Origin of the sequence: Lactococcus cremoris subsp. cremoris NBRC 100676 (assembly GCF_001591705.1) — a bacterium.
Taxonomy (GTDB): Bacteria; Bacillota; Bacilli; order Lactobacillales; family Streptococcaceae; genus Lactococcus; species Lactococcus cremoris.
This window is the reverse complement of the sequence record NZ_BCVK01000013.1, coordinates 15616-40814: the sequence shown is the minus strand read 5'-3', so window position 1 is coordinate 40814 and position 25199 is coordinate 15616. Positions and strand designations below refer to the sequence as shown.

Below are 25199 nucleotides of genomic sequence, written 5' to 3'. Positions count from 1 at the left end.
TCTCACCAACTAGCTAATACAACGCGGGATCATCTTTGAGTGATGCAATTGCATCTTTCAAACTTAAAACTTATGTTTAAAGTTGTTATGCGGTATTAGCATTCGTTTCCAAATGTTGTCCCCCGCTCAAAGGCAGATTCCCCACGCGTTACTCACCCGTTCGCTGCTCTTCAAATTGGTGCAAGCACCAATCTTCATCGCTCAACTTGCATGTATTAGGCACGCCGCCAGCGTTCGTCCTGAGCCAGGATCAAACTCTCAAATAAAGTATTTAAGTCACCGAAGTGACTGGCTTGTCTTTCATTATTGATTGACAGATTTTTGATGTATTGCTACATCACATGAGTCATTCTTCTTTATTCAGTTTTCAATGGTCTAGCTTGTCGCGCTTCAACGCTCGTCTCTCGCGACAACTATTATATTCTATCAAATCTATTTCTCCCTGTCAAGAATTTAATGTAACTTTTTCAATCTTTTTTTCTTATTGTCTCTTAAACCCTGATATTACGCGCTTCTTTGGTTAGTGTATTTTCTATTTTTTCCTTCTTTTATTTCATTTTTTAAAAAACATCTGATAATTTTATGAAAAATATCTTATTTGAACCTTTTAAAATGGCAAAAAAATAAAGTACTACAAATGGCAGTACTTTATTCTCATTAATTATAAAAATTATTTTACTTTAGCTGTTGTTGCAATAACTTCTACTGCTTTTTTCATAGCAATGTCGTGTTTAAGCATGTCAACTGGAAGAAGTTTTTCAACTTGTTCAACAGGCATGTTATATTGACCAGCAAGATCTTCAATTTCAGCTTTTACTTCTTCATCTGAAGTTGTAAAGCTTTCAGCAGCTGCAATTGCTTCGATTACTAAGTTAGTACGAACGCGTTTGTCAGCATCTGCTTCATATTGTTTATGGAGATCATCCTCAGAAGTACCTGTAATTTGGAAGTACATTTCTGGAGAGATTCCTTGTTGTTGCATTCCTCCAAGGAATTCATTCATCGCACGATGAACTTCTTCATGAATCATTTCTTCTGGAATTTCTTTAATTTCAGCGTTAGCAACAGCGGCTTCGATTGCGGCAGTTTCTACTGCATCATCGTAAGCTTCTGATTTTGATTCTTCAAGTTCTTTACGGAATTTAGCTTTAAGTTCTTCTAAAGTTTCAACTTCTTCGTCGATGTCTTTTGCAAGTTCATCATCAAGTTCTGGCAATTCTTTTGCTTTTACTTCATTGACAGTTGTTACAAAAAGTGCTTCTTTTCCTGCAAGGTCTTCAGCTTGATAATTTTCTGGGAAGGTTACTTTAACTTCTACAGTTTCACCAGATTTTGTACCAACAAGTTGTTCTTCAAATCCTGGAATGAATTGACCTGAACCAAGTTCAAGACTGTGGTTTGAACCTTTTCCACCTTCAAATTCAACACCGTCAACTGAACCAACAAAGTCAATAACAACTGTGTCGCCATTTTCAGCAGCAGTTTCTTTTACTACAAGTTCTGCCAAGTTGTTTTGAGCGTTTGTTAAACGTGTTTCCACTTCTTCGTCAGTAACTTCTTTAGTTGCGTCTACTTCAACTGTAAGGTCTTTGTAGTCACCAAGTGTGATTGTTGGTTTAACAACAACTTCTGCTGTCAATTCCCAATCAGAACCTTTTTCCATTTTTGCTACGTCAATTTTTGGTTGAGCAACTGGTTCGATAGCAGCTTCTTTTACTGCAGCATCGTAAGCAGTTGGAAGAACAGCATTCAAAGCTTCTTCAAAAAGAGCTTCTTCACCGTACATTTTATTGAACATTTGACGGCTGATTTTACCTTTTCGGAAACCAGGAACGCTAATGTTAGCTTTTACTTTATTAAAGGCTTTGTCAAGCCCAGTTTTAATTGTTTCTTGATCAATTGAAAATGAGAGTGTACCCTTAGTATCACTAATTTTTTCAAAACTTACAGTCATTTTTTTCTCCTTATTTTGAGCCTAAGCTCAGAAATTCATACCTTTCAAGAATAGCATAAAATACCCTATATTTCAACCATTACTTGCTTTTTCAGCACATAAAATATGAATTTCTATTTTCATTATTACTATTTTTTAATTAAAAAAGCCCAATTTTTTCAAATTGAGCTTCTTTTTATTTTCCAGGGCTTAGCTTAGTCATAACTTCATTCCATAAATCATGATTAAATATATTGGAAGGATTTCCTCCACCTAGAAAACCATAACCAACCATTAGCCCTAAAACAATGGCAAGGACTAACAAAATGATAACAAAAATGATAATTGATAATCTTAGTCCTAAAAATTTTATGGTCTTCTTGAACATTATTCTTCTCCGTCTTCATCTTTTACTCGGACAATATCAGCACCAAGTGCTTTTAATTTTTCATGGAATTTATAATAACCGCGGTCTAAGTGGCTTAATCTTCTTACAGTTGTTTGGCCTTTAGCCACTAATCCTAAAAGAATCAAAGCTGCACTCGCTCTTAAATCTGTTGATTTTACTGCGGCTCCTTGCAAATTTGAATTTCCTTGGATTAAGGCTGTATTTCTAGTAATATCTACTTCCAATCCCATACGACGCATTTCTTCTAAATGTTTGAACCGATTTTCAAATACTGTTTCGACCATTACAGATTCTCCAGCCGCGATCGCTTGAGCGGCAGCCATTTGAGATTGCATATCAGTTGGAAAACCTGGGTGTGGCAATGTTTTAACACTAGTAGCTTTGAGTTTTTCAGGCCCTACGACTCTAAGTCCTGTTTCTTCTTGAGTGAAATTAACTCCCATTTCACTGAGTTTTGATATTAATGGACGATTATGCTCAGCAATTGCATCTTTAATTAGTACATCACCTTGGGTCATTGCTGCTGCAACCATGAAAGTTCCGGCTTCAATTCGATCTTGAACAACAGAGTGTTTTGCACCATGCATTTTTTCAACACCTTTGATTATGATTGTATCAGTCCCAGCGCCCTTAACATTTGCACCCATTTTGTTCAAAAGATTGGCTAAGTCAACGATTTCTGGTTCGCGGGCCGCATTTTCGAGTGTTGTTACTCCTTCGGCTAAGGTAGCCGCAAGAATTAGATTTTGCGTGGCTCCTACTGAAGGGAAATCAAGATATATGTGAGCTCCTTTTAATTTATCAGCCTTAGCTTCAATATAACCAGCATTTTGAGTAATTGTTGCTCCCATTTGCTCAAATCCACGCAAATGTAAATCGATTGGACGTGAACCAATTGAACATCCTCCTGGCATAGAAACCCGCGCTTGGCCATTTATAGCTAAAATCGGTCCCATGACAACAATAGATGCTCGCATTTTGCTGACATACTCATAAGGGGCAGTTGTTTTTATTTCAGAATTGGCTTTAGCAATGATTTTCTTTGCTTCTTGATCAAAACTAATGCTCGTCCCTAGATGATCTACTAAATTATTCATCATAAAAACATCACTTAAAATAGGGACATTAGTTAATACAACTTCGCCTTCACTCGCAAGTAAAGTAGCAGCAAGAAGTGGAAGAACAGCATTTTTTGCTCCTTCAATTTCGACTTCTCCTTGAAGTTTTGTTTGCCCACCTTTTACAATTATTTTATCCATTTATTTAAATTCCTATTTTTCCTCTATTTTTAATTTATATTTTTAAATTATATCATAAAAGAACATTCTATTTTGCTGAAACATTTCATTTGTTTTAACTTTTAATGTATTTTTGTATTTCTGAAACCAAATATGCTGGAGCTGTAAACACTTGTTCTCTACAGTTAAACCTTGGTTTTTCCCCTGATGTTGTCAATGTGACAAAACCAATTTTTTCAGCGATAATACTTCCAGCAGCATAGTCCCATGGTTGAAGATTACTAAAATATCCCAGAATTTTACCTTCTAAAAGTTGACCGTAACTGATTCCTGCGCTTCCAATAATACGAACCCCTAAAGTTTGATGGCTTAAATCTAATAAGCCGCCACTATTAGTACGATACATATAACTGTTCACTCCAAGTAAACTCTTATCAAGAGACATCTTTTTGCTTTCAAGTTCCTTTTGATTGCAAAATGCTTTATGACTATCACACCAATATAGTTTATCTTTCATCACATCAAGAATTAAGCCAAATTTTCCAACACCAAATTCATAATAAGCAAGCATAATGGCAAAATTATCTTTTTGAACAATGAAGTTTGTCGTTCCGTCAATCGGATCTAGAATCCATAAATGAGGAATTTCTGGATCAAACTTTATTTTTTCATCATCTTCTTCGGCTAAAATCTTATCCTCTGGAAAATGGTGCAAAATATTGCTTACTAATTGTTCTTGAACTTCTTTGTCAAAATTGGTCACTAAGTCATCATAACGTGTCTTTTCGGTAATTTCGAGAGGAGAGCTGATATTTTCTTTTAAGAAATTTCCAGCATCTCTTACCCAATCTTTAGCTAATTCAAGCCTTGTCAGCACTGACAAATCGTTTCCCACTAGCTTCTACCTCCTTGAGCGCTCGATAAAGTGAGTAACCACTGCTCTGCTCAAAATCTCTTCCCAATTGTTTTTCCTGCATTTTTGAAGGAACAACTTTTTTGAAAGCAGCGTAAGACTCAAGAAAAAGCTCTTTTTCGACTTTACTTTCATAAAATTTCTCAACTTGATTGAAAAAAGAGAGCACTTCTGTCATTTCAGTAGTACTCCAACTTAAATCAAGAGGGTAATTATAATTTTCTTTCATGATCCTCCTGGCTAGGCCTCGGTCTCTTTTATTTATTTCTTATAAGCATGCAGAAAAATTTACTGACGGAGTTGTCATAAAAAGGCTTTCTTCCATCTTCCTTATACCGTTTATTCCTTTAACAAATTAGTAAGTTGACTAACTTCGTTAATTTCATAAACTTGGACACTGGTTAATTTTGGCTTTTTTGAGTTCTTCATCAGTAAACTTTGCCGACTTTTTAATCTATTGTAGTTAACATTTCTGCGCGACGATATTCTCGTGGTAAAAATGCACGAATCTCATCTTCGTTAAAACCAATCTGAAGGTGTTTTGAATCCGTGATAATTGGACGTCTTAATAGATTTGGAAATTCAGTCACCAAATCTAACAACTCATTTATGGTTAAATTGTCAACATCCACAGCCAACTTTTGAAAAACTTTTGACCGTGTTGAAATAATGTCTTCTGTTCCATTTTCTGTCTTAGTCAAAATTTGACGCAAATCGTTTGTTGTCATCGGTTGTGTCAAAATATTGTGCTCTACAAAGGGAACTTTGTGGCTTTGCAACCAAGCGCGCGCTTTACGGCAGCTGGTACATGATGGCGATAAATATAAATCAATCACAGTCCTATTTCCCATCCTTTTAAAATTATCAGTAAGTTTATTTTTCTCCCTATTGGGCAAAAACTAATTTACATCTGGTAAGTATTATACCAAAATTAATATAGCAAAAAAAGTAACGTCATGGTTTTTATAAATTATTTTCTTATAAAAATTACAAAATTAGTCATTCATCTCTTCAAAAGTCTCTTGTAAATCTTCAAAATTAAGTAAATAGACTTCGTAATTTGAACTTTGTTTCATTTTTTCGACCATATATTTTAATTTTGTCTCATTTTCTTCATCGTAGAAAACAAATGATCCTTCTGTATTTTCAAGTAAAAATTCATTATACTGACGAAATTGACCCGGATTTTCGTATGCTTCAAAAGCATACTTAACGAAATCAACTTGTTTGAAGCTTGCTAATTTTATTTGGTTATTCTCATTCCAATTTTGACCGTGAGTCTCAAAAGGAAAGATTGTTCCGATTTGAAATTCATAGTCTGTTTGCAGCTCTTTAGCGACTTCTAAGGCCCAATATTCAAATCCCAAATTTCCTGTAAAAATGACCCAGCGCAGTCCTTCTTCTAAGAAATTTATTAATTTTCTTCTGATTGTTTTTTTTATAATTGATACTTTAATGTCTTTTTCATTGAAAATCCCTAGATCAAAACTTGTATAACCCATGATGAGCAGTGAATTCATAAATATTTTCCCCTTGTAAAATTTATGTTATAATAGACATTATATAACTAACTGAGAATTTTATAAAGGTAGAAGACAGAATGGTTAATTATCCTAATGGAAGGTCGCAGTCTTATAGCGCTGTTCCTAAAAAACAAAAAACACTGACAGAGCTGTCAGTAGCTAAAAAGAGTGCTCCAAAATCTAAAAGTCTTGTTGCTTTCGGAAAGCGAGGGATGAATTTTGAAGCAGAAATCAATGCAACAAATGATTACTATCTCTCACGCGGTCTTGCCGTTATTCATAAAAAACCAACACCGATACAGATTGTTAAAGTAGACTATCCACAACGAAGTCGTGCAAAAATTACAGAAGCTTATTTTAGACAAGCCTCTACGACTGACTATTCTGGAGTCTATAAAGGTCATTATGTTGATTTTGAAGCAAAAGAAACACACCAAAAAACGGTTTTTCCTTTAAAAAATTTCCATGAACATCAAATTGTTCACATGAGTAATGTTCTCGCTCAGCGAGGGATTGCTTTTGTATTGTTACATTTTGCGGCTCTAGAAGAGACATATCTTCTCCCGTCTTCCTATTTAATTACGTTTTATTACGAAAAAAACGGTTTAAAGTCAATCCCACTCGCTTATATTCGCGAAAATGGCTATAAAATTGAAACGAACCACATTCCTAGGATTCCATATCTAGAAATTGTGAATAAACTTTGTGAGGTACAGTAAAATTTCTACTAAATCTAAGAAAAATAAACAAAATAAATGGGCAAAAAGCGGTTCTGCTAAATCAAAATGGTGGACAGCTGTTAAATTATTTTTGATTGTCTTCTTTTCATTAATTATCTTGGGGCTAGCTGCCGGTGGCGCTGTTTTTGTTTATTACGCCAAGGATGCACCCGCTCTCAATTTAGATAAGCTTGAATCTACTCCTTCTCCTAAAGTTTACGACTCAAAAGAACACCTTGTTGCAACTTTAGGGGCAGAGCAAAGAAATTTAGTTAAAACAGACAATATTCCGGTTATGCTGGTTAATGCTGTTACTTCTATTGAAGACCATCGTTTTTTCAACACACGTGGAATTGACCCGATACGAATTGCCGGTGCCTTCGTCAACAACTTAAAAGGTGGTTCTTTAAACGGGGGTTCTACCCTTGATATGCAGTTGATTAAACTTTCTTTTTTCTCAACAGATGAATCGGACCAGACTTTGAGCGTCAAAGTTCAAGAAGCTTGGATGGCTCTAAAATTGGACCAAAAATGGACCAAAGAGCAAATTTTTACTGCTTATGTCAATAAGGTAAATATGGCAAATGGGTATTACGGGATGGGAACTGCTGCGCAAGCCTATTACGGAAAAGATTTAACAGAACTTTCAATTGCTCAACTGGCTCTTCTTGCCGGAATGCCTCAAGCTCCTAATACTTATAACCCTTACACTAATGCAACTTCTGCCAAATGGCGTCGTGACATGGTTATTCGCTCAATGCGTCGTTATAATAAAATTACGGCTGAAGAAGAGAAAACGGCGCTAGCTACTCCAATTGATGATGGGCTTCAACCTTTGCAACAAAGCGTTACGATTCCTAGTTATGCTGATAACTTCCTCAAACAAGCTATAGCACAAGCCAAGACCTTAGCTGGTAATGATATTTTAAACGAAGGGGTTAAAATTTATACAATCCTTGATACTACAGCACAACAAAATCTATATAATATTGTTAATAGCGGTAATTATATTACCTACCCAGATGATACACTGCAAGTAGCTTCAACGGTCACTGATGTTAAAACTGGCGCTGTAATCGCACAAATCGGTGGACGTAATCAACCAACCGATGTCACTTTTGGTTTCAATCAGGCGGTTCAAACAGACCGAGATTGGGGTTCAACGATGAAACCAATTGTTGACTATGGCCCCGCTTTTGAAAATAATATCTATACCTCAACGAATGATTATGTTTCTGACTCCCCAACGACTTATCCAAACGGAACGCCTTTGAAAAACTGGGATAATACCTATTTTGGTTCAATGACTGTTAAGAGTGCATTGGCCCTTTCCAGAAATATTCCAGCTGTTAAAACTTTAATTAATGTTGGTTTAGATAATTCTAGTAAATTTGTGGATGGTTTAGGTATTAATTTGAACCCGCTGCAATACTCCAATGCTATCTCTAGTAATACTGATACAAAAAATGGTGGGGCAAGTTCTGAGAGAATGGATGCGGCTTACGCTGCTTTCTCAAATGGTGGTATCTACACTAAACCTTACTATGTTTCTAAAGTTGTTTTCCCCGACGGGCGAACAGTTGAATACAAACCAGTTCGTTCACGGGCAATGCAAGCTTCAACAGCTTATATTATGACTAATATTCTCCAAAGTGTTTTAACATTATCACTTTCTGAATCTGTCGGTTCATACGCTGCTGTTCCGGGCTTGCCTGCAGCTGGTAAAACAGGGACTTCTAATTATACTGATAGTGAAATGGACCAAATTACTGAAAAATACGGCTCACTCCCTGGAATGATTTCTCCTGATGAAAACTTCGTTGGTTATACTCCTCAGTATTCAATGGCCGTTTGGACTGGTTATTCAAATCGAATGACTCCAATATATGGTACAAGTACTCAAATTGCCACAAAAGTCTTTTCATCAATGATGACTCAACTCAATCCTGACCCGTCTGCTGTTGCAACTTGGACAGCGCCTGAGGGCGTCGCTCAACAAGGATCTGCTCTGGTTAAAACAGATAGTTCTGGTCAAACCGTTACACAATCTTCTGCTAATGGTGGCTAAATGATAATTGAAAAAATTGTTAATAAAATTGCTCAGGAAAATACTTATGTCCTGAGCAATTCTACTTCATACCTTATTATTGACCCAGGAAGTGATTCAGCAGCACTTCTTGAGTATCTAAAACTTACTGACAAAGCGGTCTGTGCAATTTTACTAACTCATGCCCATTTTGATCATATCATGGGATTAAATGATTTAAAAAAATATTTCCCAAACGCTCCAATCTATCTTCATCACTCAGAAAAAGAATGGATGAAAAATCCTGAATTAAATGCCTCACTATTTTTTCTGGGAAAGGCAATTACTGGACCGGATGCTGAGCAATTTTATAAAATTGGACAGGACTATAATTTAGATGGATTTAGATTTCGAGTTTTAGAAACTCCCGGGCATTCTATCGGTGGAGTAAGTCTTCTCTTTGAAAGCGAAGGCGACTTCTGCCTGTTTAGTGGAGATGCTCTCTTTAAAAACGCTATTGGGCGTTGGGATTTACCAACTGGGAATCAAGCACAACTTTTAGAATCAATTCGTGACCAACTTTTTAGACTCGATAATCATATTCGTGTGCTGCCTGGTCATGGACCAGAGACGACAATTGGCGCTGAAAAACTTCATAATCCATTTTTTCAATAAAAAAAGCACTGACAGTTCTGTCAGTGCTTTTTTATTTAAATTTTAATGGTTTGGCCCGGATGAATCATATCGTTAATTCCAAAACCATTGAGAGCGGCCAGTTGGTCAGCTGTCATTCCATTGGCTGTTGCGATAGAATAGATGCTGTCACCATTTTGAATTGTGTAACTACCAGATGATGCTGATGTGCTTGCATTTGTTGAACTGTTTGTACTAACTTGTAAAACTTGTCCTACTTGGAGCATTGTGTTAACATCATAAATTCCATTAGCTGACATCAATGATGAAACTTTCATTCCATATTGCTCAGCAATTGAATAAAGGCTATCCCCTGATTTGATAGTATATGTATTAGCTGATGTGCTTGAAGCAGTATTACTTGTGTTTGTTGTCGTACTACTTGCTCCAGCAACTTGTAAGACTTCCTCAACATGAATATCGTTAGCACTCTCCAAACTATTTGCTGATACAAGTGCCTCTACTGTTGTTCCATATTGTGCAGCGATTGCTGACAACGAGTCCCCTTCTTGTACTTTATAAGTTCCGACTGAATTTGGTGTGGCTGCTGAGCTTGTTGTAACAGCGCTCGCACTAGAAACCTCTCCCCCTTGGTCATAAATACTCAATCCAAGTTCTGAAATCACACTGTTCAATTTAGAAGCATAAGTTGGGTCAGTCGCATAACGTCCTTCAAGCCAAGCAGTTGCATCTAAGTAAGAACTGGTATTTTCACGCCAAGCACCTGAATAATATGAAGAACCACGCAACATTTGAGCTTGGGCAACGCAAGCATAATAAACTGAACTATAAGATTGAAATGTTTCAACAACATTTGTCATTACACCATTTAAGTATTCCTGCGTTGGTAAATAAACTGGTGTTCCAGAAGTGTATTTTACTCCAAAAATATTATTATAATTACTTGCTAAAGCACTTTGACCACCACTAGATTCCAAAATTCCTTGGGCAATCATTACTGATGGATAAAGCCCATAGTCATTAGCTACTGGTACCGCAGCATTGATGATTTCTTGAACTGATGCTGCTTGAGCTTTGATTCCACCTAGACTTGCCAAAGCAACAATTGACGCTCCAAGCGCTAATTTATGTTTCTGTTTCATCGAGTTTCCCCTCTTAATTAAATAGTTTTTTGGCTGAAATATGCCAATTATATTTTTATTGTTACTTACTAGTATAAAAATTTTCTGACGATTTGTAAAGTCTTTTCTTTATTATTTTTAAAATTTTATTGTCATAAATTTTTTTTTGAGACATGATTATAATATTAGGAGGCAAAATTTTTTATTTGAGTTATAATGAAAATAAAGGAGCCAAAAAAATGACAAAAATCTATGAAAATATTACCGAACTGATTGGACATACTCCTATCATTAAATTACAGAATGTCCCAGCCGATAGCGCTGATGTTTATGTTAAACTTGAAGCTTTTAACCCTGGCGGTTCCGTCAAGGACCGGATTGCTCTTTCTATGATTCGCGCCGCTGAAGCTGATGGCCGCTTACAGGCTGGCGGTACAATTGTTGAACCCACTTCTGGTAATACTGGAATTGGCTTGGCCTTTGTTGGTTCCGCTCTTGGCTACAAGGTCGTGATTGTCATGCCAGAGTCATTCTCACTTGAACGTCGTAAATTGATTCAGGCTTACGGTGCCAAGCTGGTTTTAACCCCAGCAAGTGGTGGGATGAAAGCTGCAATTGCCAAAGCAAAAGAACTTTCAGAAACAGAAGGTTATTTTCTAGCCATGCAATTTGAAAATCCAGCAAATCCTGAGGTTTATGAAAAAATAACTGGTGCCGAAATTATCGACGCTTTTGGCCCAACTGGACTTGATGCTTTTGTCGCAGGAGCAGGGACTGGAGGAACAATAACAGGAGTTTCTCACGCCTTAAAAAAAGTCAATCCAAATATTAAAACTTATGTTGTAGAAGCTGATGAATCTGCTATTCTCTCGGGCGAACCTGCTGGACCTCATAAAATTCAAGGAATTTCTGCTGGTTTCATTCCTGGAAATCTTGATACCAAATCTTATGATGAGATCATTCGTGTCAAAGGAGAGGATGCTATTTTAATTGCTCGTCATCTTGGGGGTAAAGAAGGATTTTTGGTTGGAATTTCTTCTGGTGCAGCCATTTATGCCGCTCTCGAAGTAGCAAAAAAATTAGGTAAAGGTAAAAAAGTGCTAGCCATTGCTCCTGATAATGGTGAACGTTACTTGTCAACTGCTCTTTACGATTTTGATTCTGAAAAATAAAATAAATAGTTACTGACAGAAACTTAAGAATAACCACCAGCTAAAAATTCTGATTGGTTTCTTCTAAATTTTTCTGTCAGTATTTTTTTCTAAAATCTAAACAAGTTATTTTTATATTTTTATATTTTTATATTTTAGGGTAAAGTTATTTTGGGAGCGCTTCGCTCTTGGAAAATTTTAATAAGGAAAAAACAATTTCATGAATAAATCAAAAATTATTGCTTTCTCTGCAGTTTCTCTTTCTGTTGCTCTGTTACTGACAGCCTGTGGAAACTCTAGCAGCAAATCTGAACAGCCGACTCAAAAGGCAAATTACAGCTTTGCAAGCAATATTTTAACCCTTGACACCAGCATGGCAGCTGATGTTAATTCTATTGATGTTCTTCTCAATGTTGATGCTGGACTTGTTCGTTGGAATCCTGATGCGCAAGTTGTCAATGATTTGGCAAAATCAATTGACCTTTCAAAAGATGGTAAAACTTATAATGTAACTTTGCGAGACGGGTTAAAATGGTCAAACGGAGCTAAGTTAACGGCCGCTGATTTTGTTTATGGCTGGCAAAGAACCGTTGACCCCAAAACTGGTTCACAATATACTTATGCCTTGACACCAGTTGCTAATGCCAGCGAAATAATGGCCGGTAAAAAAACAGTTGATTCTCTTGGAATTAAAGCTGAATCTGATACAAAATTAGTCATCACTTTAGCAACACCTACTCCTTACTTCAATAAATTACTGTCACTTCCAGCTTATTATCCCGTCAATGAAGCTTTCGTTAAGAAAATGGGAAATAAATATGGGACAAGTTCAGACACCAGTCTCTATAACGGGGCTTTCAAATTTGTCAAAGGAAAAAATAATTGGACTGGTTCAAATGAAACTTTCTCAATTGTAAAAAATGACCAATTCTATGACGCCAAAAATGTTAAGCTTTCTGGTGCAACTTACCAAATCGTAAATAATCCTAACACTGCTGTTAATCTTTTCAAATCTGGAAAACTTGATGTTGCTAATCTTGCCACTCCTGAATTAGTTTCTGCAAACAAGAAGAATAAAGATTATAAAGCTTTGACTTCACCAAGAATTGATGTTTTAGAATAAAATCAATCTGGTAAAGTTCCTGAACTTTCTAATTTAAAAATCCGTCAGGCTCTAAATTTGGCAACAAATCGTAAAAACTTGCTTGAGATTGCTGCGCCAAGCTTTTCAATTACAAATACTGTGACCCCTAAAAAGTTAGACCAAGCACCAAATGGTCAAGATTTTGCGACTTACGCCGCTCAGCCTTATACCTACGATGCCAAAAAAGCTGCCGAACTTTTTAAAGAAGGTCTAAAAGAGTTAGGAAAAACCTCAATTACACTTGAACTTGAAGGCGCTAATGATAATTCATTCGCTAAAGCGGCAGTGGATTATCTCAAAGGAAATCTTGAAAAAGACTTACCAGGTTTGACCATCAACGAAAAGCTAGTCTCATCTGCTCAACGCCAAAAAGATGCCCAAAATAATAATTTCCAAATTTTATTAACCAGCTGGGGGGCAGATTATAATGAACCTTCTGATTTCTTGATGAACTTTGTGTCAGGAAGTTCAATGAATCACGGCTTAGTCGACAATAAAGACTTTGATAAAGCTTATAATGCAGCCACTACAACTCCAGACGTTCTGTCAGCAGATAAACGATACGCTCATTATAAAGATGCTGAGAGAGCACTTTATGAATCAGCTAACGTCAACCCACTTGCTACCGAATCTGTGTCTTTATTACTGAATCCAAAACTCAAAGGAATTTCTACTTATAACTCAGCCATGATTTTTGATTTACGTCACGCTGAAATCACTAAATAATAAAAAAATTTACTGACAGATTTTTGTCAGTAAATTTTTTATTCTGTCAGTAAATTTTAAACTTCATGACGAACATGGCCGGGCTCAAATAATTGCCCCCAAGTCATATTTCCTAAGACTTTTTTATTAATGACTTGATTCAATCGACTAATGCTCACGCCATCAGTGCTTGTTGAATCATGCAAAATAAAGCCTCCACCAAGATAAATAGCCGCATGTTGCTCATCCTCACTTGCATCGTCAGCAGTAATTAATAAATCACCACGTGCTTTATCAGACCACTCTTCGGCTGTCCCTGTTTGGGCAAGTAATGAAGTTGAAGCCGCAAATTGATAAACCAAAGACTGACCACCCAAACGAAACACCTGAGCAATGAAACTTGAGCAATCAAATTCATTTTTCGCTACCGATTCATCAGTTCGTCCCCCACCATAAACATAAGGACTCTTTCCAACCAATTTCATTCCTGAAGAAATTGTTTTTTCAATGACCTTATTATTTGTAGTCAATTGACTAGCTACTGCTTCATAAGCTTTGACCACATCATCTTTTCCAGTTTTCTTTGAGAAATAATAATAATATCCATCAATTTTATGTAGTCCATAGACCATTTTACCGTTTGCCGGACTGAAATAAACGGTTCCCCCATTCACAGTCTGCAAACCTGTCTTCATGACACCCGTTGATGAATCAAAATAATAATTATTCCCATTAATTGTTTGAAGACCTGTCAATTTTTTTTGCCCAGCATAAGCATAGGTTTTATTTGATTTATTAACCAGTTTAATCGTTGATTCCTGAACATCTTGACTATGATATATTTTATAGCCGACAAGAAAACATAGGAGGACTAGGCAAGTTAAAATAATTAGTTGTCCTTTTTTATCAATATTTTTGGAGCCACTTTTTTTATCATTATTTGTTCTTTTATTCATATCTATTTATAACACGTGAATTTTAATGATAACTTAATAAGAGCATTTTAAGATTTAGATAAGAAAAGGTGATTTGAAGTTAATTTCAAATCACCTTTTTTCATTTCTAAAAGAGCCACAAACAATCTAGCTAATTTTCTCACCAAGGTTTAGCCACTTACTTTTTCCAACTCTTGATAAATTTGACGGAAAACAGTCAAAAATTGTTCAACTTCTGCCATATTATTTGTAGGATCCAATGAGATTCTAACTGCGCTTGTTGCCAATTTTGAAGGAACATTCATTGCAACTAAGGTTCCAGCGGCAGCATTTTTCTTTGAAGAACAAGCCGAAGTGGTTGAAATATAGATATCATGCTGTTCAAAAGCATGAACAACAACTTCTCCACGAACCCCTCGAATACCAAAAGTTAAAATATTTGGTGCGAAATCAGTCATTTTACTAAAAACATGAACTTTTTTATGTTTTTCAAGTTCTTCTAAAATCGCTTGTTTCATTGCTAACATTTTTTTTCTTTTGAAGTCGTCTTCATCCACAGCTAATCGAAGCGCCTTAGAAGTCGCAGCAATTCCAGCCAAGTTTTCTGTGGTTGAGCGCCAATTATGCTCTTGACCACCACCATGTAAAAGAGGAGTTAATCTTTTCCCTTTTTTGGCGACCACAATCCCCACTCCTCGAGGACCATGAAATTTATGAGCCGATAAAGTTGCAAAATCAAGTCGGTCCGTCAGCCAAGTTTCTAAAGGAACTTTCCCAATCGCTTGCACCGCGTCCACATGAAAAGAAATGGTTGGCTTATCGGCTAATAGTTCAGAAATCTCCTGAATCGGTTGAATAGCTCCCACTTCATTATTGACTGCCATCACTGATATTAAAATCGTTTCATCTCTAATCAATTTTTCAAGTTCGGAAACAATAACAAAACCATCCGCATCAACAGGCGCATAATCAAGTTCAAATCCTTGAGTCTTGAGCCATTCTGCCGCATTTTTTACTGCAGGATGTTCAACGCTGGAAACAATAATATGATTACCATAAGGTCTTTTTTCAAAAGCCACACCTTTAATAATCCAATTATCGCCCTCTGTACCCCCACTTGTAAAAAATATTTCTTGTGAATCAAGACCGAGTAATTCAGCAATTTGTCGTCTGGACGCCTCTAGCAAACGTGTGGCCGTCGTTCCCAAGCCATGTAAACTTGAAGGGTTTCCCATAATTTTTGTTGCTACATCTGTATAAGTTCGTAAAACCATTGGATTAACTGCGGTCGTAGCAGAATTATCAAAATATATCATTTTTTATCCTTAATATTTAAAAATCAATCTTATTTTATCACAAAAAATGTCTGAGCGTTGAAAAATAATATAAGGACTAAATATCAAGAGCATCTATTGTAAGAAAACTCAGCTCTCTTTATTAAATTTTTTGACAATCTGCCGATTTCTAATCATCGAATAAATATAAACCAAAATAAAAATAAGAAGCCAGGTCACAGTAAAACTCCAAATATGATTATGCCAAGAGTTATCAAACAACCAAGTATTCACTAATAAGTAAATAAAAGCTAAGAGATAACTACATAAGGCTTGACTGATAAACTCTACCAAAGCAATACTAATAAACTTATCAATCACTTTAGAAATGAAACCTTGAATAAAGCCATAAAGAAGAATTAAAGCCATAGACTCAAGCTCAATCTTTCCGCCATATAGTAAGGTGAGAAAAAGTCCACAGACTAAAGCAATAAGGATTCCTTTAAAAGCAGAAATTAAATATTTCATTTTTTAGCTCCCTCTTTTAATTTTGGGTTGATATTTGCCAAATATCTTCGGCTGACAGGCAGTTTATCCTCAGAAATCCAAAGTACCACCCCATACACGAAATCCGTTTCTAAACGTGTAATTTGCTCAAAATTAACCAAAGTATTTCTTGAAATTTTAATAAAGTCTTTGGCTAATTTTTTTTCATAAAAGTATAAAGGAGACCTTACTCTTATCTTTCCACCTACCGTATAAAATTCGAGATAATTTTTTATTGATTTTATATATAGAATTTCTCTTATTTTAATAATCTCAAAACCTTGATTTGTTGCTAAATAGAGTTTATCCTCTTCGTTTGCAGTCAAATCTTGCAAATGATATTGCTTGACTACTTGTGAAAATTCCTCTTCTGTTCGTGCAATAATCACAAGTTCTGATTCCTTTATATTAGGATCAATTTGTTTTTTTATTTTCACTTTTTTATTATATAAAGAAATGCTTACTTAAACAATTATTTAACTAAAGCAGCTTCTATCATTAGGCCTTTTTCTTATAAACAATGATGCTCAAAAGGCAAAGAACTCCAAAACTTAGTAAGATGACTGACCAATTTAGAATAACCGTGTAAGTTGAAGTTAAGGTATGATTTAAATCTGAAAGTAACTGAGTAAGAAAAAAATGATCAGCGATTTTCCGGATTCCTCCCGAAAGCTGTGATAATGGGATCATCATTCCCGAAAAGAAGAATGAAAGAAACATAATCGGCATTGCAATTGCACTTGCTGTCGCCGTATTTTTGGCTAAAAGTCCAATAATGATAGCTAATAAGCAAAATGGCAGTGAATATAAATAAAGTTTAAGATAAAAAACCAGTAAAATACTCAGCTTAGGAAAATCATAATGATAAGAAAAATGAGCGACTAATAAAATAGCGATTGTTGAACAAAAAATAATGATCATGAAACTGGCGATTTGTGCTGCTATATAAAATATTTTCTTTATGCCTCGCTGAATAAATAATTGATAAATCTTTCCAGATTGATATTCTGCTATTTGAACAGAAAGTGAGGTTAAACTTGCTGACAGAACACTATATAAAAGTATTGAAGCAATATTATTTTCAATATAGTGGGGAACGCTTTTTCCAAAACTTGAGGAAAAAGCAAACATTAAAAACAAAGGAAAAATAAAGACAAAGAAGATTTGCGAAGGATTTCGATAGCGTAATCGCAATCCAAATGCAAAATATTTTAAAAATTTCATGACAATAATTCCTCCAAATCAATTCGATAGTCTTTTTGATATAAGACAATTTCCTTACTAAATCTAACGAGTGCTTCAGCAGCTAATTTTTTAGGGATTTTATATTGATATTCTTTAATCCTATATTCTTCAAAATCTGAAATATTCATTGAGCACTCTAAATATGAAAAGTCTTCCTGAATCAAATCTGATTTTTTCAAATCCGCAATAATTTGACCCTCTTTAAGAATAATGAAACGATCACATAATTGTAAAGCTTCCTCCAAATAATGTGTCACTAAAAGTAAAGTGGCTTCCTTCACTTTCAAATTTGATGTTAAAAATTTAAAAAGTTCTACTCTACTTTCACTGTCTAACCCAGTTGTAATTTCATCTAAGAAAAAATATTCTGGACTATTTTGAAGAGCTGAAATCAAAAATAGTTTTTGCTTCTATCCTCCAGAAAGATTAGAAAATCTTCGATTCAAAAATGATTCCATTCTGAATTCTTTAACTAATCTTCTCCCATAATTCTTAGCATTCTCATCACGCGCAAATAGAGATAAAACTTCATTTCCTAAAGCATCAGGAGGTAGGGTCATATTTTGCATGATATAACCTGTATTATTTGATGTCAGATTCATTGTTCCATAATCAATTTGTCCCGATGAAGCCTCAAGATTACCATTAATGATATTCATCAATGTTGATTTTCCAGCACCATTATTGCCCAACAAAGCAACTTTTTCTCCTTGATTTAGTTCAAAGCTAATATTTTTTAGCACTTGATTTTTACCATAGGATTTTTCTATATTTTTTATTTTCATACTGCTATTTTAGCTTAATATACTAAAATCACTTCCCAAAACTCTGGGATAAATTGACAATAATTAGGGATAAAATATTTTTTATTATTTAGATAATAAAAAAGGACAAGCTATTATCCTATCCTTTTATAAATTCTAATTATCTTTCAAATATGTTGAAAATCACTTAAGTTTATCTGAAAATATTTTTTACAATATTTTTCAAATTTTTCACTAGACAATTCCCTTCTCTCAATAATTTTTGTCTCATTACTGATTATTAAAAGTTTATTAGCTATCGTAATTTGCCCCTTGTCAGTAAAAATTGACATTTGTGGTCCTTGCCTAAAGGGCGACTCTGGATGTTTCTCACAATAAAAGGCTGGCATAATAAAATCTTTTTCATACTCTGCTTCTTGGTGAAAAGAAAAAACATTTTCCCAATCATGATTTTTCCGCTTATATTGCATATTCCAGCCCTGATTTTCCCCTGACAAATATCTAAAATCTGAATAACCATCCGTTTGAATCTTATTTTTTTCAAGACGCAAGGCTTTTCGAGACAGAGCGATTCTAATTCCCACATCAGTGATATAAGAAGCATCAGCAAAGTCTACTCTTATCATTCGATGACGCTTCAATTGTTCTTCTGGCGGTAGACCAATCAATCGAGTATGGTAAGAAGTAACTTGATAACCTATTGCTTTAAGTAACCATTGATATAAAGCATTTGTTTCAAAGCAGAATCCTCCTCGTTCGTTTACAATAATTTTTTCATACAAGTCTTGTCCATCTAGTGAAATAGGCTCCCCATACAAAATGCTTAAATTTTCATAAGGAATATATTTTAAATGATTTAACTGTAATTTATGCAGATTTTCTAATGTAGCTTCTATGGGATATGACATCTTGATTCTTTTTAAATATTTTTTTACTTGTTCTTCTGTCAGCATAAAATTTTCGTTTATCATTTACTTATCCTTTACTTTTTATATTTTTTTCGGTAGTGATTAGGAGAACTTCCATAATGTTGCCGAAAAACTTTAATAAAATAAGGAGTATTCGCCATCCCAACTCTTTGGGCAATTTCTGAAATAGAATCATTACTTGTCAGCAAGTTTACTTTAGCTTTTTCTAGTCTTATTGTCATCAATTGTTGTTGTGGCGTTATTCCTTTTATTTTTTTATAAACATGTCGTAAATAGGAGCTAGAGCCATGTAGCTTATACCCGAGTTCCTCAAGGCTTAAGGCTTCATCATAATGCTCATTCAAAATTGCATCAATTTCTTCAATCCACACTTCATTTGGAACAATTCTATCCATAGGTCGACATCTTTTGCATGGTCGATAGCCCTCATTTTGAGCCTGATTAGGAGAATCAAATAAACTTACATTTTCTCTTTTAGGTAATCTGGATACACAAGAAGGCCGACAAAAAATCTTGGTTGTTGCCACTCCATACCACAGTTTATTATCAAGTTTTTTATCGTTATCTTTAATAACTTCCCAGATTTCATCAGTTATTTTCAAATGAAAGCTCCTATTTATTTGATTAAACTATTTTGTTCGAGAGCCAAGAGCGCCCTTTTTTTATCTAAGCCACCCGCATAACCTGTTAAACTTCCATCACTGCCCACTACTCGATGACAAGGAATAATGATAGATATTGGATTATGACCGACTGCTCCCCCAATAGCTTGCGACATATTTCGTTTCTTTTCATCATTGATTTGAAGAAGATTTGAAATTTCTTTATAGGTGATTAAAGTCCCATAAGGAATATCACTGAGTATTTTAAGAACCCTTTTTCTAAATTCTGTTACTTCCGGTTTTAACTTGATTTTTTGAGAATTCGGATTTTCTCCTCTAAAATACTGATTTAACCATTCAATTGCTTCAGTAATTGGTAAACTTTCATCTTTTTGGGCTAAGTTTAAATCATATGCTGAACCAAAATATTTTTGTTCATTAAACCATAGCCCTAGCAAATAGGTCTCATCACTCAGAAGACTCATTTCTCCCAAGGGGGATTGATAACTTGCTTTATATAACATTCGTCCTCTCCTATTTAGTCCTTATTTTTTATAATCATTAGTATAACAAAAAAATCGACTATAAAACATCACTATTTGGCTTTTTCATTATTCTTCTTTAAAAGTTCATCATCCATAATCAATTTTTTATTTTATTAGTGATAAATGATATAATATTAAAAAAATAAATGAGGAACCATCTGATGAAAGTATTATTACGCAAAGCCTTACCAGAAGATTTTCAAGAAATCGCCTTTGTTCACTATAAGGCTTGGTTAGAAACTTATCATGGCTTATTACCTAAAAGTTTCCTAGACAAACGCAGTCTTGAATCAAGTATAACTATTTTTAAAAATAATCATTGTGCCAACACAGTGGTTGCTATTGCTGATGACAAAGTAGTTGGATTTTGTTGTTGGGGTAGTCTGCGAGAAAATTCTTTTCAAGAGAATTTGGGAGAAATTCAAGGAATTTATCTGCTTGACGCCTATCAAAAAATAAAATCGGAAGAAAAATGATTGAATTTGCTTTAGAGCAGCTTGTAACAGAAAAATATTCCAAAGTAGGTTTATGGGTTCTAAACACTAATGAAAATGCTATTAATTTTTACAAAAAAATGGTCTTTTCTGATACAGGAATCTTCAAAGAGGAAAATCTAGGGGAAGTGGTGACAGAAATCTTTTTTACGAAGGAACTATAGACAAAAAATATATCTCAGATATATTTTTTTTATTTTGTGCCCCTTTTATATTTTTAAGCAAAACAAAAAGTACCACGAAGAACGCGGCACTTGATGTTAAGTTCTACTAATTATTTAACTGCGTCTTTCAATGCTTTACCAGCTTTGAATGCAGGAACAACTGTAGCTGCGATTTTGATTGCTTCACCAGTTTGTGGGTTACGTCCTTCACGAGCTGCACGTTCGCGAGTTTCGAAAGTACCAAAACCGATCAATTGAACTTTTTCACCTTTTGCAAGGAATTCAGTTACAACTTCACCAAAAGCATTAACTGCTTTTTCTGAGTCTTTTTTAGTCAATCCTGTTTTTGCTGCAACTTCAGCGATAAGATCTTGTTTGTTAGCCATTTTAGAAATGTCCTCCATTTGTTTTTTACCTTAAACATAGGCATTTTTCATTTTAGCAAATCTTAGCCCAGTTTGCAAGTCAAAATGCCATTTTAAGGCGTTTTTCAGGCTTTTTTCATGAAATCAAAGATAAAATTTCCTTTAACTAAATCAATTTGATTAACTTTAATATAAAGATTACTTGCAAGCTTAATTTTTGGTAAATTAATGACAATTTGATTTTTTTTGCTTTCGACTTGTACAAAGTCTGGCAAATCATATGCTTTAACAATTTGTAATACTTCTGAGGTCGGCAAACTCAAACTTCCAGCAGAGATATTTTGGACAGATAAACTGATTGAACCGTCTGACAATGCCAAAGGTTCAAAATAGATGTACAAGGGAATTTTAGTCCCAAACAGTTTATAAGAAGCCTCAAGAACTGCTTGCTGATTAGAAATATAGAACTTATAAGTCATTTCTTTCGTTTGGTAAGTTTCTAAATAACTGTTGATTAATTCATTGAGTTGTGAAGTGGTACTACTGATTTGAGCGACCTTTTGGTCAGAGCTGCTGACTGATTTTTGGTTCAAAACAGTCTGATCTCTGGGTGTCGTGACGCGGATTGCTACAAATACTATCCCAGCCAAATTAATAGCTAAAAGCACAAGAAAGAGCCATTTCCAAATTGCACTTTTCTTAACTTTTTCTTCAGCTTCATTCTTTGGCTTCTTTGAATCCTTTGCTTTAGATTTTCTGGTTTGACTTTCTTTATTTTCCATTTGCTTCTCTATTCTACAAGTTTCATTTGTTCTTTTACTTTCATCACCCTTGATGATGCTTGATTAATTTTTTCTGCAAATCCCTGATCAGATTTTGCTTTTTGCAAAACTTCTGAAATCATTTCTGGAATTTGAGTGGGCTCATTGGCTAGGACAAGGTCATTTCCCGCTGCCAGCGCCAATACTGCTCTTTGGCCTGGTGACCAAGCTTGAACTTGAACAGCGTTTGATAAATCGTCAGTAATTACCAAACCATCAAAGCCTAATTGATTTCGGAGTAAGCCATCAACCATTTTAGGTGAGAAGGCTCCCGGAAGCTCAGGGGCAATTTGATCATAAATTGCTGTCGCCGTCATAATTGATGGAACTCCCGAAGAAATTAATTCTTTAAAAATCTGAACGGATTCACTTTTAGGATTTGTTTGACTATCTCTGACGCCAGCACTGATATCCGTGTTACCTGTCACCGCTCCAAGCCCTGGAAAATGCTTAGCGGTTGTTAAAACACCAGCTGATTTCATTCCTTTAGAAAAAGCATCGGCATGGCTGACAATATTAGCTTTGTCATAAGCATACTGACGACTCCAGTAGCCAATCGGAGCATTTTGTGGTGCAAAATCAGCAGATAAAACCTGGTCAGCAACTGGGGCTAAATCAAAATTGATTCCAGCGGTTGAAAGTTCACTCCCCCAATTTTTAGCTTCTTCTTGTAATTTTTCTGGCGCCCAACTTCCTTGAATCAATCCATTAGGCATTTCTGAAAAACCAGTCCCTTGAAGAACCTGAACGTTTCCTCCCTCTTGATCACAAGAAATCAAAAGACGTCGATTAGCTGGTGCTAAGCCTTGTAGCTTGTCAGTAATAACTTTCATTTCAGGAATACTGAGATTAGAGCGGCCCGTCAAAATGATACTCCCAACCTGATATTTTTCAATCGCATCAAAAGTTGCTTGGTCATAGTTATTTGCAGGCATCCCCGTCATAAATAACTGACCCACTTTTTGTTCTAAAGTCATTTTTGGCATTTTTTGGTCACTTTTATTTTGACTACTTGAATTAGTTTTTGTTTCTGAAACTTGATTTTTCTTTTTACTTTTGATTGCTTCTTGATTATTTAAATGTCCTGACAGACCAAGAACTCCTGACACAATAAGTGCACAACCAATAACAATGCCTAGAAAAACGACTGGTTTTGCTTGCTTCTTTAATCTTTTGGTCACTTCTGGTTGACCTCCTTATAGCTTGCAAAGACTGCATCAGCCATAATTTGATAACCGATATTATTTGGATGGAAATGGTCTTCAGTATAAAGTAAGTTATTAGCAACCGCACTCGTTGAACTATCCGCTTCAACTGCCTGCTTATCTCCTGAGCCTTTATAAAGTAAATTATTAATTGGAATAAAGTAAGTATTTTTTTCTTGACTGACAACACCAGCAGTTGCGGTATTCCAACTATCTATCACATTTTGCATGACCGTAAGGTCTGGAAAGTTAAGATAAAATGGATTATAAATTCCTAAGACATAGATTTGTGCTTGAGGATTATCTTCACGAATTTTATCCAATAACTTTTTAACTCTTGCCTGATAAAGCTCTTCTGGCTTAACAAAGTCCTTTTCAGTCATTGAAGATAATTTAGTCACATTATCTCGAATGACTTTTAGTACATCGTTGCCTCCAATTGTAATCGTGATGATATTGGCTTTTTTAAGTCCATCAGTAATTTTCTTACTTTTCATCATGCGATTATAGATTTGAGTACTTGTATCTCCAGCCTTTCCGAAATTTTGACTACTGACAGAGCCGCCAGTAGAATTTTCAATCTCTTTGGCAAAAAGTGGAACAAATCCACCTTGTCCAGTAGCATCCCCCACTCCTTCTGTCAGTGAATCTCCCAAAGCAGCATAGGACACATGTTTTACTGACAAAGCCGATACTTTCTTCTCAGTTCTAAATCGGTCACCAGCTTTTGGAAAAGCAAGTAAAAACAAGCCTAAAATTAGCAAAATTGCCAGCAAAAAGCCGGCAAATGTACGTATAAAATTCTTCATCATATTCTTTGCAATCCTCCCTAGTTTTTCAAAAAATAAAATTGCAAATTAGTTTTTTCATTCGTAATCAATCATAATTGCCCAAGCCCCAGGACCTGTATGTGTGGCAATTGTTGTATTGGTGTCCAAAATTGAAATAGGTTTTTCAACAAATTTTTGTAAGACATCTTTGGCTTTTTGTGAAAACTCCAAACCTTGCGCATGAGAAATTCCAATTTCACGAATTTTACGTCCAGAACTACTGATAGTATCTGATAATTCTTCAAGCCATTTGTAAAAAGTTTTGCTTCCACGTCCACGCAAAAGTGTGTTTAATTCGCGGTCTTTTAATGTCCCAATCACCCGAACTTGTAAAAGACTTCCAAAAAGTCCTGTCATTCGACTGACGCGGCCACCTTTAACCAAATTTTCTAAAGTTGAAAATCCGATGAAAAGTTCAGTATTTTCCCGAATATATTTAATTTTTTCTAGAATTTCTTCTTTGGTTGCCCCAGTTTTTGCGAGACGCGCTGCTTCGACCACTTGGAATTTTTGAGCTTGGTCAGTAAAATCACTATCAATGACGGTGACATTACGTCCTGAAAGCATTCCCCCTTGGCGTGCTGCTTCAACTGTTCCTGACAAAGCTTCTGTTAAATGAATAGAGATAATCTCATCATCCTCAGCAGCAATTTTTTCATAAACCTCGGCAAAAACACCAACTGGTGGCTGACTTGTTTTAGGCAAGTTTTTTGATGCAGCCATCTTGACCATGAAATCTTCAAACTTCAAGTCGTCGTCTGAATACATTGTTCCATCGATCGTTACTGACAACGGAACAATAGTAATGTCAAGTTCGCGAGCAAGTTCTGGCTCAATCGTAATGGATGAATCTGTCACAATTTTTATTGGCATATTTACTATTTGAACTTACGCTCACTCTATATGAGAGAGTCGTTCGTTCAATTCCTTTTCTATACAATTTG

29 protein-coding genes, 1 rRNA gene and 1 pseudogene are annotated in these 25199 nt (G+C 35.3%); 7 read left to right on the top strand and 24 right to left on the bottom strand.

Features of this window, described 5'->3' with window-relative positions:
• From LLA01S_RS03615 to LLA01S_RS03580, 8 genes are all read right to left on the bottom strand, one after another.
• Positions 1 to 266: ribosomal RNA gene (locus LLA01S_RS03615) — 16S ribosomal RNA — on the bottom strand; the annotation flags it as partial.
• A gap of 404 nt (positions 267 to 670) precedes the next feature.
• On the bottom strand, positions 671 to 1954 hold the full coding sequence (gene tig, locus LLA01S_RS03610) for a trigger factor (protein ID WP_061777862.1): 1284 nt from the start codon (positions 1952 to 1954) through the stop codon (positions 671 to 673).
• Between the two features lie 175 nt (positions 1955 to 2129).
• Positions 2130 to 2321 carry a DNA-directed RNA polymerase subunit beta gene (locus tag LLA01S_RS03605; RefSeq protein WP_011675560.1) on the bottom strand — a complete coding sequence of 64 codons (192 nt, stop codon included), beginning with the start codon at positions 2319 to 2321 and terminating at the stop codon, positions 2130 to 2132.
• Complete coding sequence (murA, locus tag LLA01S_RS03600) at positions 2321 to 3601, bottom strand: UDP-N-acetylglucosamine 1-carboxyvinyltransferase (RefSeq protein ID WP_061777861.1); 1281 nt, start codon at positions 3599 to 3601, stop codon at positions 2321 to 2323. The genes LLA01S_RS03605 and murA overlap by 1 nt, the downstream gene beginning before the upstream one ends.
• A 94-nt stretch (positions 3602 to 3695) precedes the next feature.
• Positions 3696 to 4475 carry an inositol monophosphatase family protein gene (locus LLA01S_RS03595; protein ID WP_015082109.1) on the bottom strand — a complete coding sequence of 260 codons (780 nt, stop codon included), beginning with the start codon at positions 4473 to 4475 and terminating at the stop codon, positions 3696 to 3698.
• Complete coding sequence (locus tag LLA01S_RS03590) at positions 4441 to 4722, bottom strand: UPF0223 family protein (protein ID WP_011675557.1); 282 nt, start codon at positions 4720 to 4722, stop codon at positions 4441 to 4443. Before LLA01S_RS03590 ends, LLA01S_RS03595 begins: the two co-directional genes overlap by 35 nt.
• 220 nt (positions 4723 to 4942) lie before the next feature.
• Positions 4943 to 5329 (bottom strand): transcriptional regulator Spx, encoded by a 387-nt coding sequence (gene spx, locus LLA01S_RS03585; protein WP_011675556.1) that lies wholly within the window; start codon positions 5327 to 5329, stop codon positions 4943 to 4945.
• Positions 5330 to 5488: 159 nt separating this feature from the next.
• Positions 5489 to 6013, bottom strand: a complete 525-nt coding sequence (locus LLA01S_RS03580; RefSeq protein WP_014573088.1) for an SLOG family protein — start codon at positions 6011 to 6013, stop codon at positions 5489 to 5491.
• A gap of 80 nt (positions 6014 to 6093) precedes the next feature.
• On the opposite strand from LLA01S_RS03580, the gene recU reads away from it, so the two are divergent.
• Genes recU through LLA01S_RS03565 form a run of 3 tightly spaced genes read left to right on the top strand, consistent with a single transcriptional unit; the run spans position 6094 to position 9436 of the window.
• Positions 6094 to 6735 (top strand): Holliday junction resolvase RecU, encoded by a 642-nt coding sequence (gene recU / locus LLA01S_RS03575; RefSeq protein WP_061777860.1) that lies wholly within the window; start codon positions 6094 to 6096, stop codon positions 6733 to 6735.
• The gene (locus LLA01S_RS03570) at positions 6722 to 8803 is read left to right on the top strand and encodes a transglycosylase domain-containing protein (protein WP_162267152.1); all 2082 of its coding nucleotides are present in this window, start codon (positions 6722 to 6724) and stop codon (positions 8801 to 8803) included. The genes recU and LLA01S_RS03570 overlap by 14 nt, the downstream gene beginning before the upstream one ends.
• A complete protein-coding gene (locus LLA01S_RS03565) occupies positions 8804 to 9436 on the top strand; it encodes an MBL fold metallo-hydrolase (RefSeq protein WP_061777859.1) in 633 nt (210 codons plus the stop codon).
• 35 nt (positions 9437 to 9471) lie between these two features.
• Here the strand turns inward: LLA01S_RS03565 and LLA01S_RS03560 are convergent, their stop codons facing one another.
• Positions 9472 to 10557, bottom strand: a complete 1086-nt coding sequence (locus LLA01S_RS03560; protein WP_061777858.1) for a LysM peptidoglycan-binding domain-containing protein — start codon at positions 10555 to 10557, stop codon at positions 9472 to 9474.
• A gap of 218 nt (positions 10558 to 10775) precedes the next feature.
• Here LLA01S_RS03560 and cysK point away from each other — a divergent pair, with 218 nt between their 5' ends.
• Together cysK and LLA01S_RS03550 are read left to right on the top strand one after the other, a co-directional pair.
• The gene (gene cysK / locus LLA01S_RS03555) at positions 10776 to 11708 is read left to right on the top strand and encodes a cysteine synthase A (protein ID WP_031286642.1); all 933 of its coding nucleotides are present in this window, start codon (positions 10776 to 10778) and stop codon (positions 11706 to 11708) included.
• A gap of 199 nt (positions 11709 to 11907) precedes the next feature.
• Positions 11908 to 13557: pseudogene (locus LLA01S_RS03550) on the top strand (peptide ABC transporter substrate-binding protein).
• 56 nt (positions 13558 to 13613) lie between these two features.
• On the opposite strand, the gene LLA01S_RS03545 reads toward LLA01S_RS03550, so the two are convergent.
• The 10 genes from LLA01S_RS03545 to LLA01S_RS03505 form a co-directional block, all read right to left on the bottom strand.
• Positions 13614 to 14492 carry a C40 family peptidase gene (locus LLA01S_RS03545; protein ID WP_032951420.1) on the bottom strand — a complete coding sequence of 293 codons (879 nt, stop codon included), beginning with the start codon at positions 14490 to 14492 and terminating at the stop codon, positions 13614 to 13616.
• Positions 14493 to 14641: 149 nt separating this feature from the next.
• Positions 14642 to 15787 (bottom strand): cysteine desulfurase family protein, encoded by a 1146-nt coding sequence (locus LLA01S_RS03540; RefSeq protein WP_021165952.1) that lies wholly within the window; start codon positions 15785 to 15787, stop codon positions 14642 to 14644.
• A gap of 108 nt (positions 15788 to 15895) precedes the next feature.
• Positions 15896 to 16273, bottom strand: coding sequence for a DUF3021 family protein (locus tag LLA01S_RS03535; RefSeq protein WP_061777857.1), 378 nt, complete (start codon positions 16271 to 16273; stop codon positions 15896 to 15898).
• Positions 16270 to 16728, bottom strand: coding sequence for a LytR/AlgR family response regulator transcription factor (locus tag LLA01S_RS03530; RefSeq protein WP_014573095.1), 459 nt, complete (start codon positions 16726 to 16728; stop codon positions 16270 to 16272). Before LLA01S_RS03530 ends, LLA01S_RS03535 begins: the two co-directional genes overlap by 4 nt.
• Before the next feature lie 61 nt (positions 16729 to 16789).
• A complete protein-coding gene (locus tag LLA01S_RS03525; protein ID WP_015082100.1) occupies positions 16790 to 17515 on the bottom strand; it encodes an ABC transporter permease in 726 nt (241 codons plus the stop codon).
• Positions 17512 to 17931, bottom strand: coding sequence for an ATP-binding cassette domain-containing protein (locus LLA01S_RS12950; RefSeq protein WP_232035066.1), 420 nt, complete (start codon positions 17929 to 17931; stop codon positions 17512 to 17514). Before LLA01S_RS12950 ends, LLA01S_RS03525 begins: the two co-directional genes overlap by 4 nt.
• A gap of 15 nt (positions 17932 to 17946) precedes the next feature.
• A complete protein-coding gene (locus tag LLA01S_RS12945) occupies positions 17947 to 18321 on the bottom strand; it encodes an ATP-binding cassette domain-containing protein (RefSeq protein WP_232035067.1) in 375 nt (124 codons plus the stop codon).
• Positions 18322 to 18467: 146 nt separating this feature from the next.
• Positions 18468 to 19271 (bottom strand): arylamine N-acetyltransferase family protein, encoded by an 804-nt coding sequence (locus tag LLA01S_RS03515; RefSeq protein WP_061777856.1) that lies wholly within the window; start codon positions 19269 to 19271, stop codon positions 18468 to 18470.
• A gap of 11 nt (positions 19272 to 19282) precedes the next feature.
• Entirely contained in the window at positions 19283 to 19831 is a 549-nt protein-coding gene (locus LLA01S_RS03510) for a bifunctional transcriptional activator/DNA repair enzyme AdaA (RefSeq protein ID WP_021165947.1), read from the bottom strand.
• A 14-nt stretch (positions 19832 to 19845) separates the two neighbouring features.
• Complete coding sequence (locus LLA01S_RS03505) at positions 19846 to 20355, bottom strand: methylated-DNA--[protein]-cysteine S-methyltransferase (RefSeq protein WP_021165946.1); 510 nt, start codon at positions 20353 to 20355, stop codon at positions 19846 to 19848.
• 182 nt (positions 20356 to 20537) lie between these two features.
• Between LLA01S_RS03505 and LLA01S_RS12940 the strand changes: the two genes are divergently transcribed.
• On the top strand, positions 20538 to 20852 hold the full coding sequence (locus tag LLA01S_RS12940) for a GNAT family N-acetyltransferase (protein ID WP_232035068.1): 315 nt from the start codon (positions 20538 to 20540) through the stop codon (positions 20850 to 20852).
• On the top strand, positions 20849 to 21034 hold the full coding sequence (locus tag LLA01S_RS12935; protein WP_232035069.1) for a GNAT family N-acetyltransferase: 186 nt from the start codon (positions 20849 to 20851) through the stop codon (positions 21032 to 21034). Before LLA01S_RS12940 ends, LLA01S_RS12935 begins: the two co-directional genes overlap by 4 nt.
• Before the next feature lie 110 nt (positions 21035 to 21144).
• On the opposite strand, the gene hbs is transcribed toward LLA01S_RS12935, so the two are convergent.
• From hbs to LLA01S_RS03475, 5 genes are all read right to left on the bottom strand, one after another.
• Positions 21145 to 21420 (bottom strand): non-specific DNA-binding protein Hbs, encoded by a 276-nt coding sequence (gene hbs / locus LLA01S_RS03495; RefSeq protein WP_010905402.1) that lies wholly within the window; start codon positions 21418 to 21420, stop codon positions 21145 to 21147.
• A 104-nt stretch (positions 21421 to 21524) separates the two neighbouring features.
• Complete coding sequence (locus LLA01S_RS03490; protein WP_014573100.1) at positions 21525 to 22181, bottom strand: YpmS family protein; 657 nt, start codon at positions 22179 to 22181, stop codon at positions 21525 to 21527.
• A gap of 8 nt (positions 22182 to 22189) precedes the next feature.
• Complete coding sequence (locus LLA01S_RS03485; RefSeq protein ID WP_061777855.1) at positions 22190 to 23401, bottom strand: glycoside hydrolase family 3 N-terminal domain-containing protein; 1212 nt, start codon at positions 23399 to 23401, stop codon at positions 22190 to 22192.
• Positions 23398 to 24237, bottom strand: a complete 840-nt coding sequence (locus LLA01S_RS03480) for an SGNH/GDSL hydrolase family protein (RefSeq protein ID WP_021165944.1) — start codon at positions 24235 to 24237, stop codon at positions 23398 to 23400. Before LLA01S_RS03480 ends, LLA01S_RS03485 begins: the two co-directional genes overlap by 4 nt.
• 54 nt (positions 24238 to 24291) lie before the next feature.
• Complete coding sequence (locus tag LLA01S_RS03475; RefSeq protein ID WP_011675538.1) at positions 24292 to 25128, bottom strand: DegV family protein; 837 nt, start codon at positions 25126 to 25128, stop codon at positions 24292 to 24294.
• Positions 25129 to 25199 lie beyond the last annotated feature (71 nt).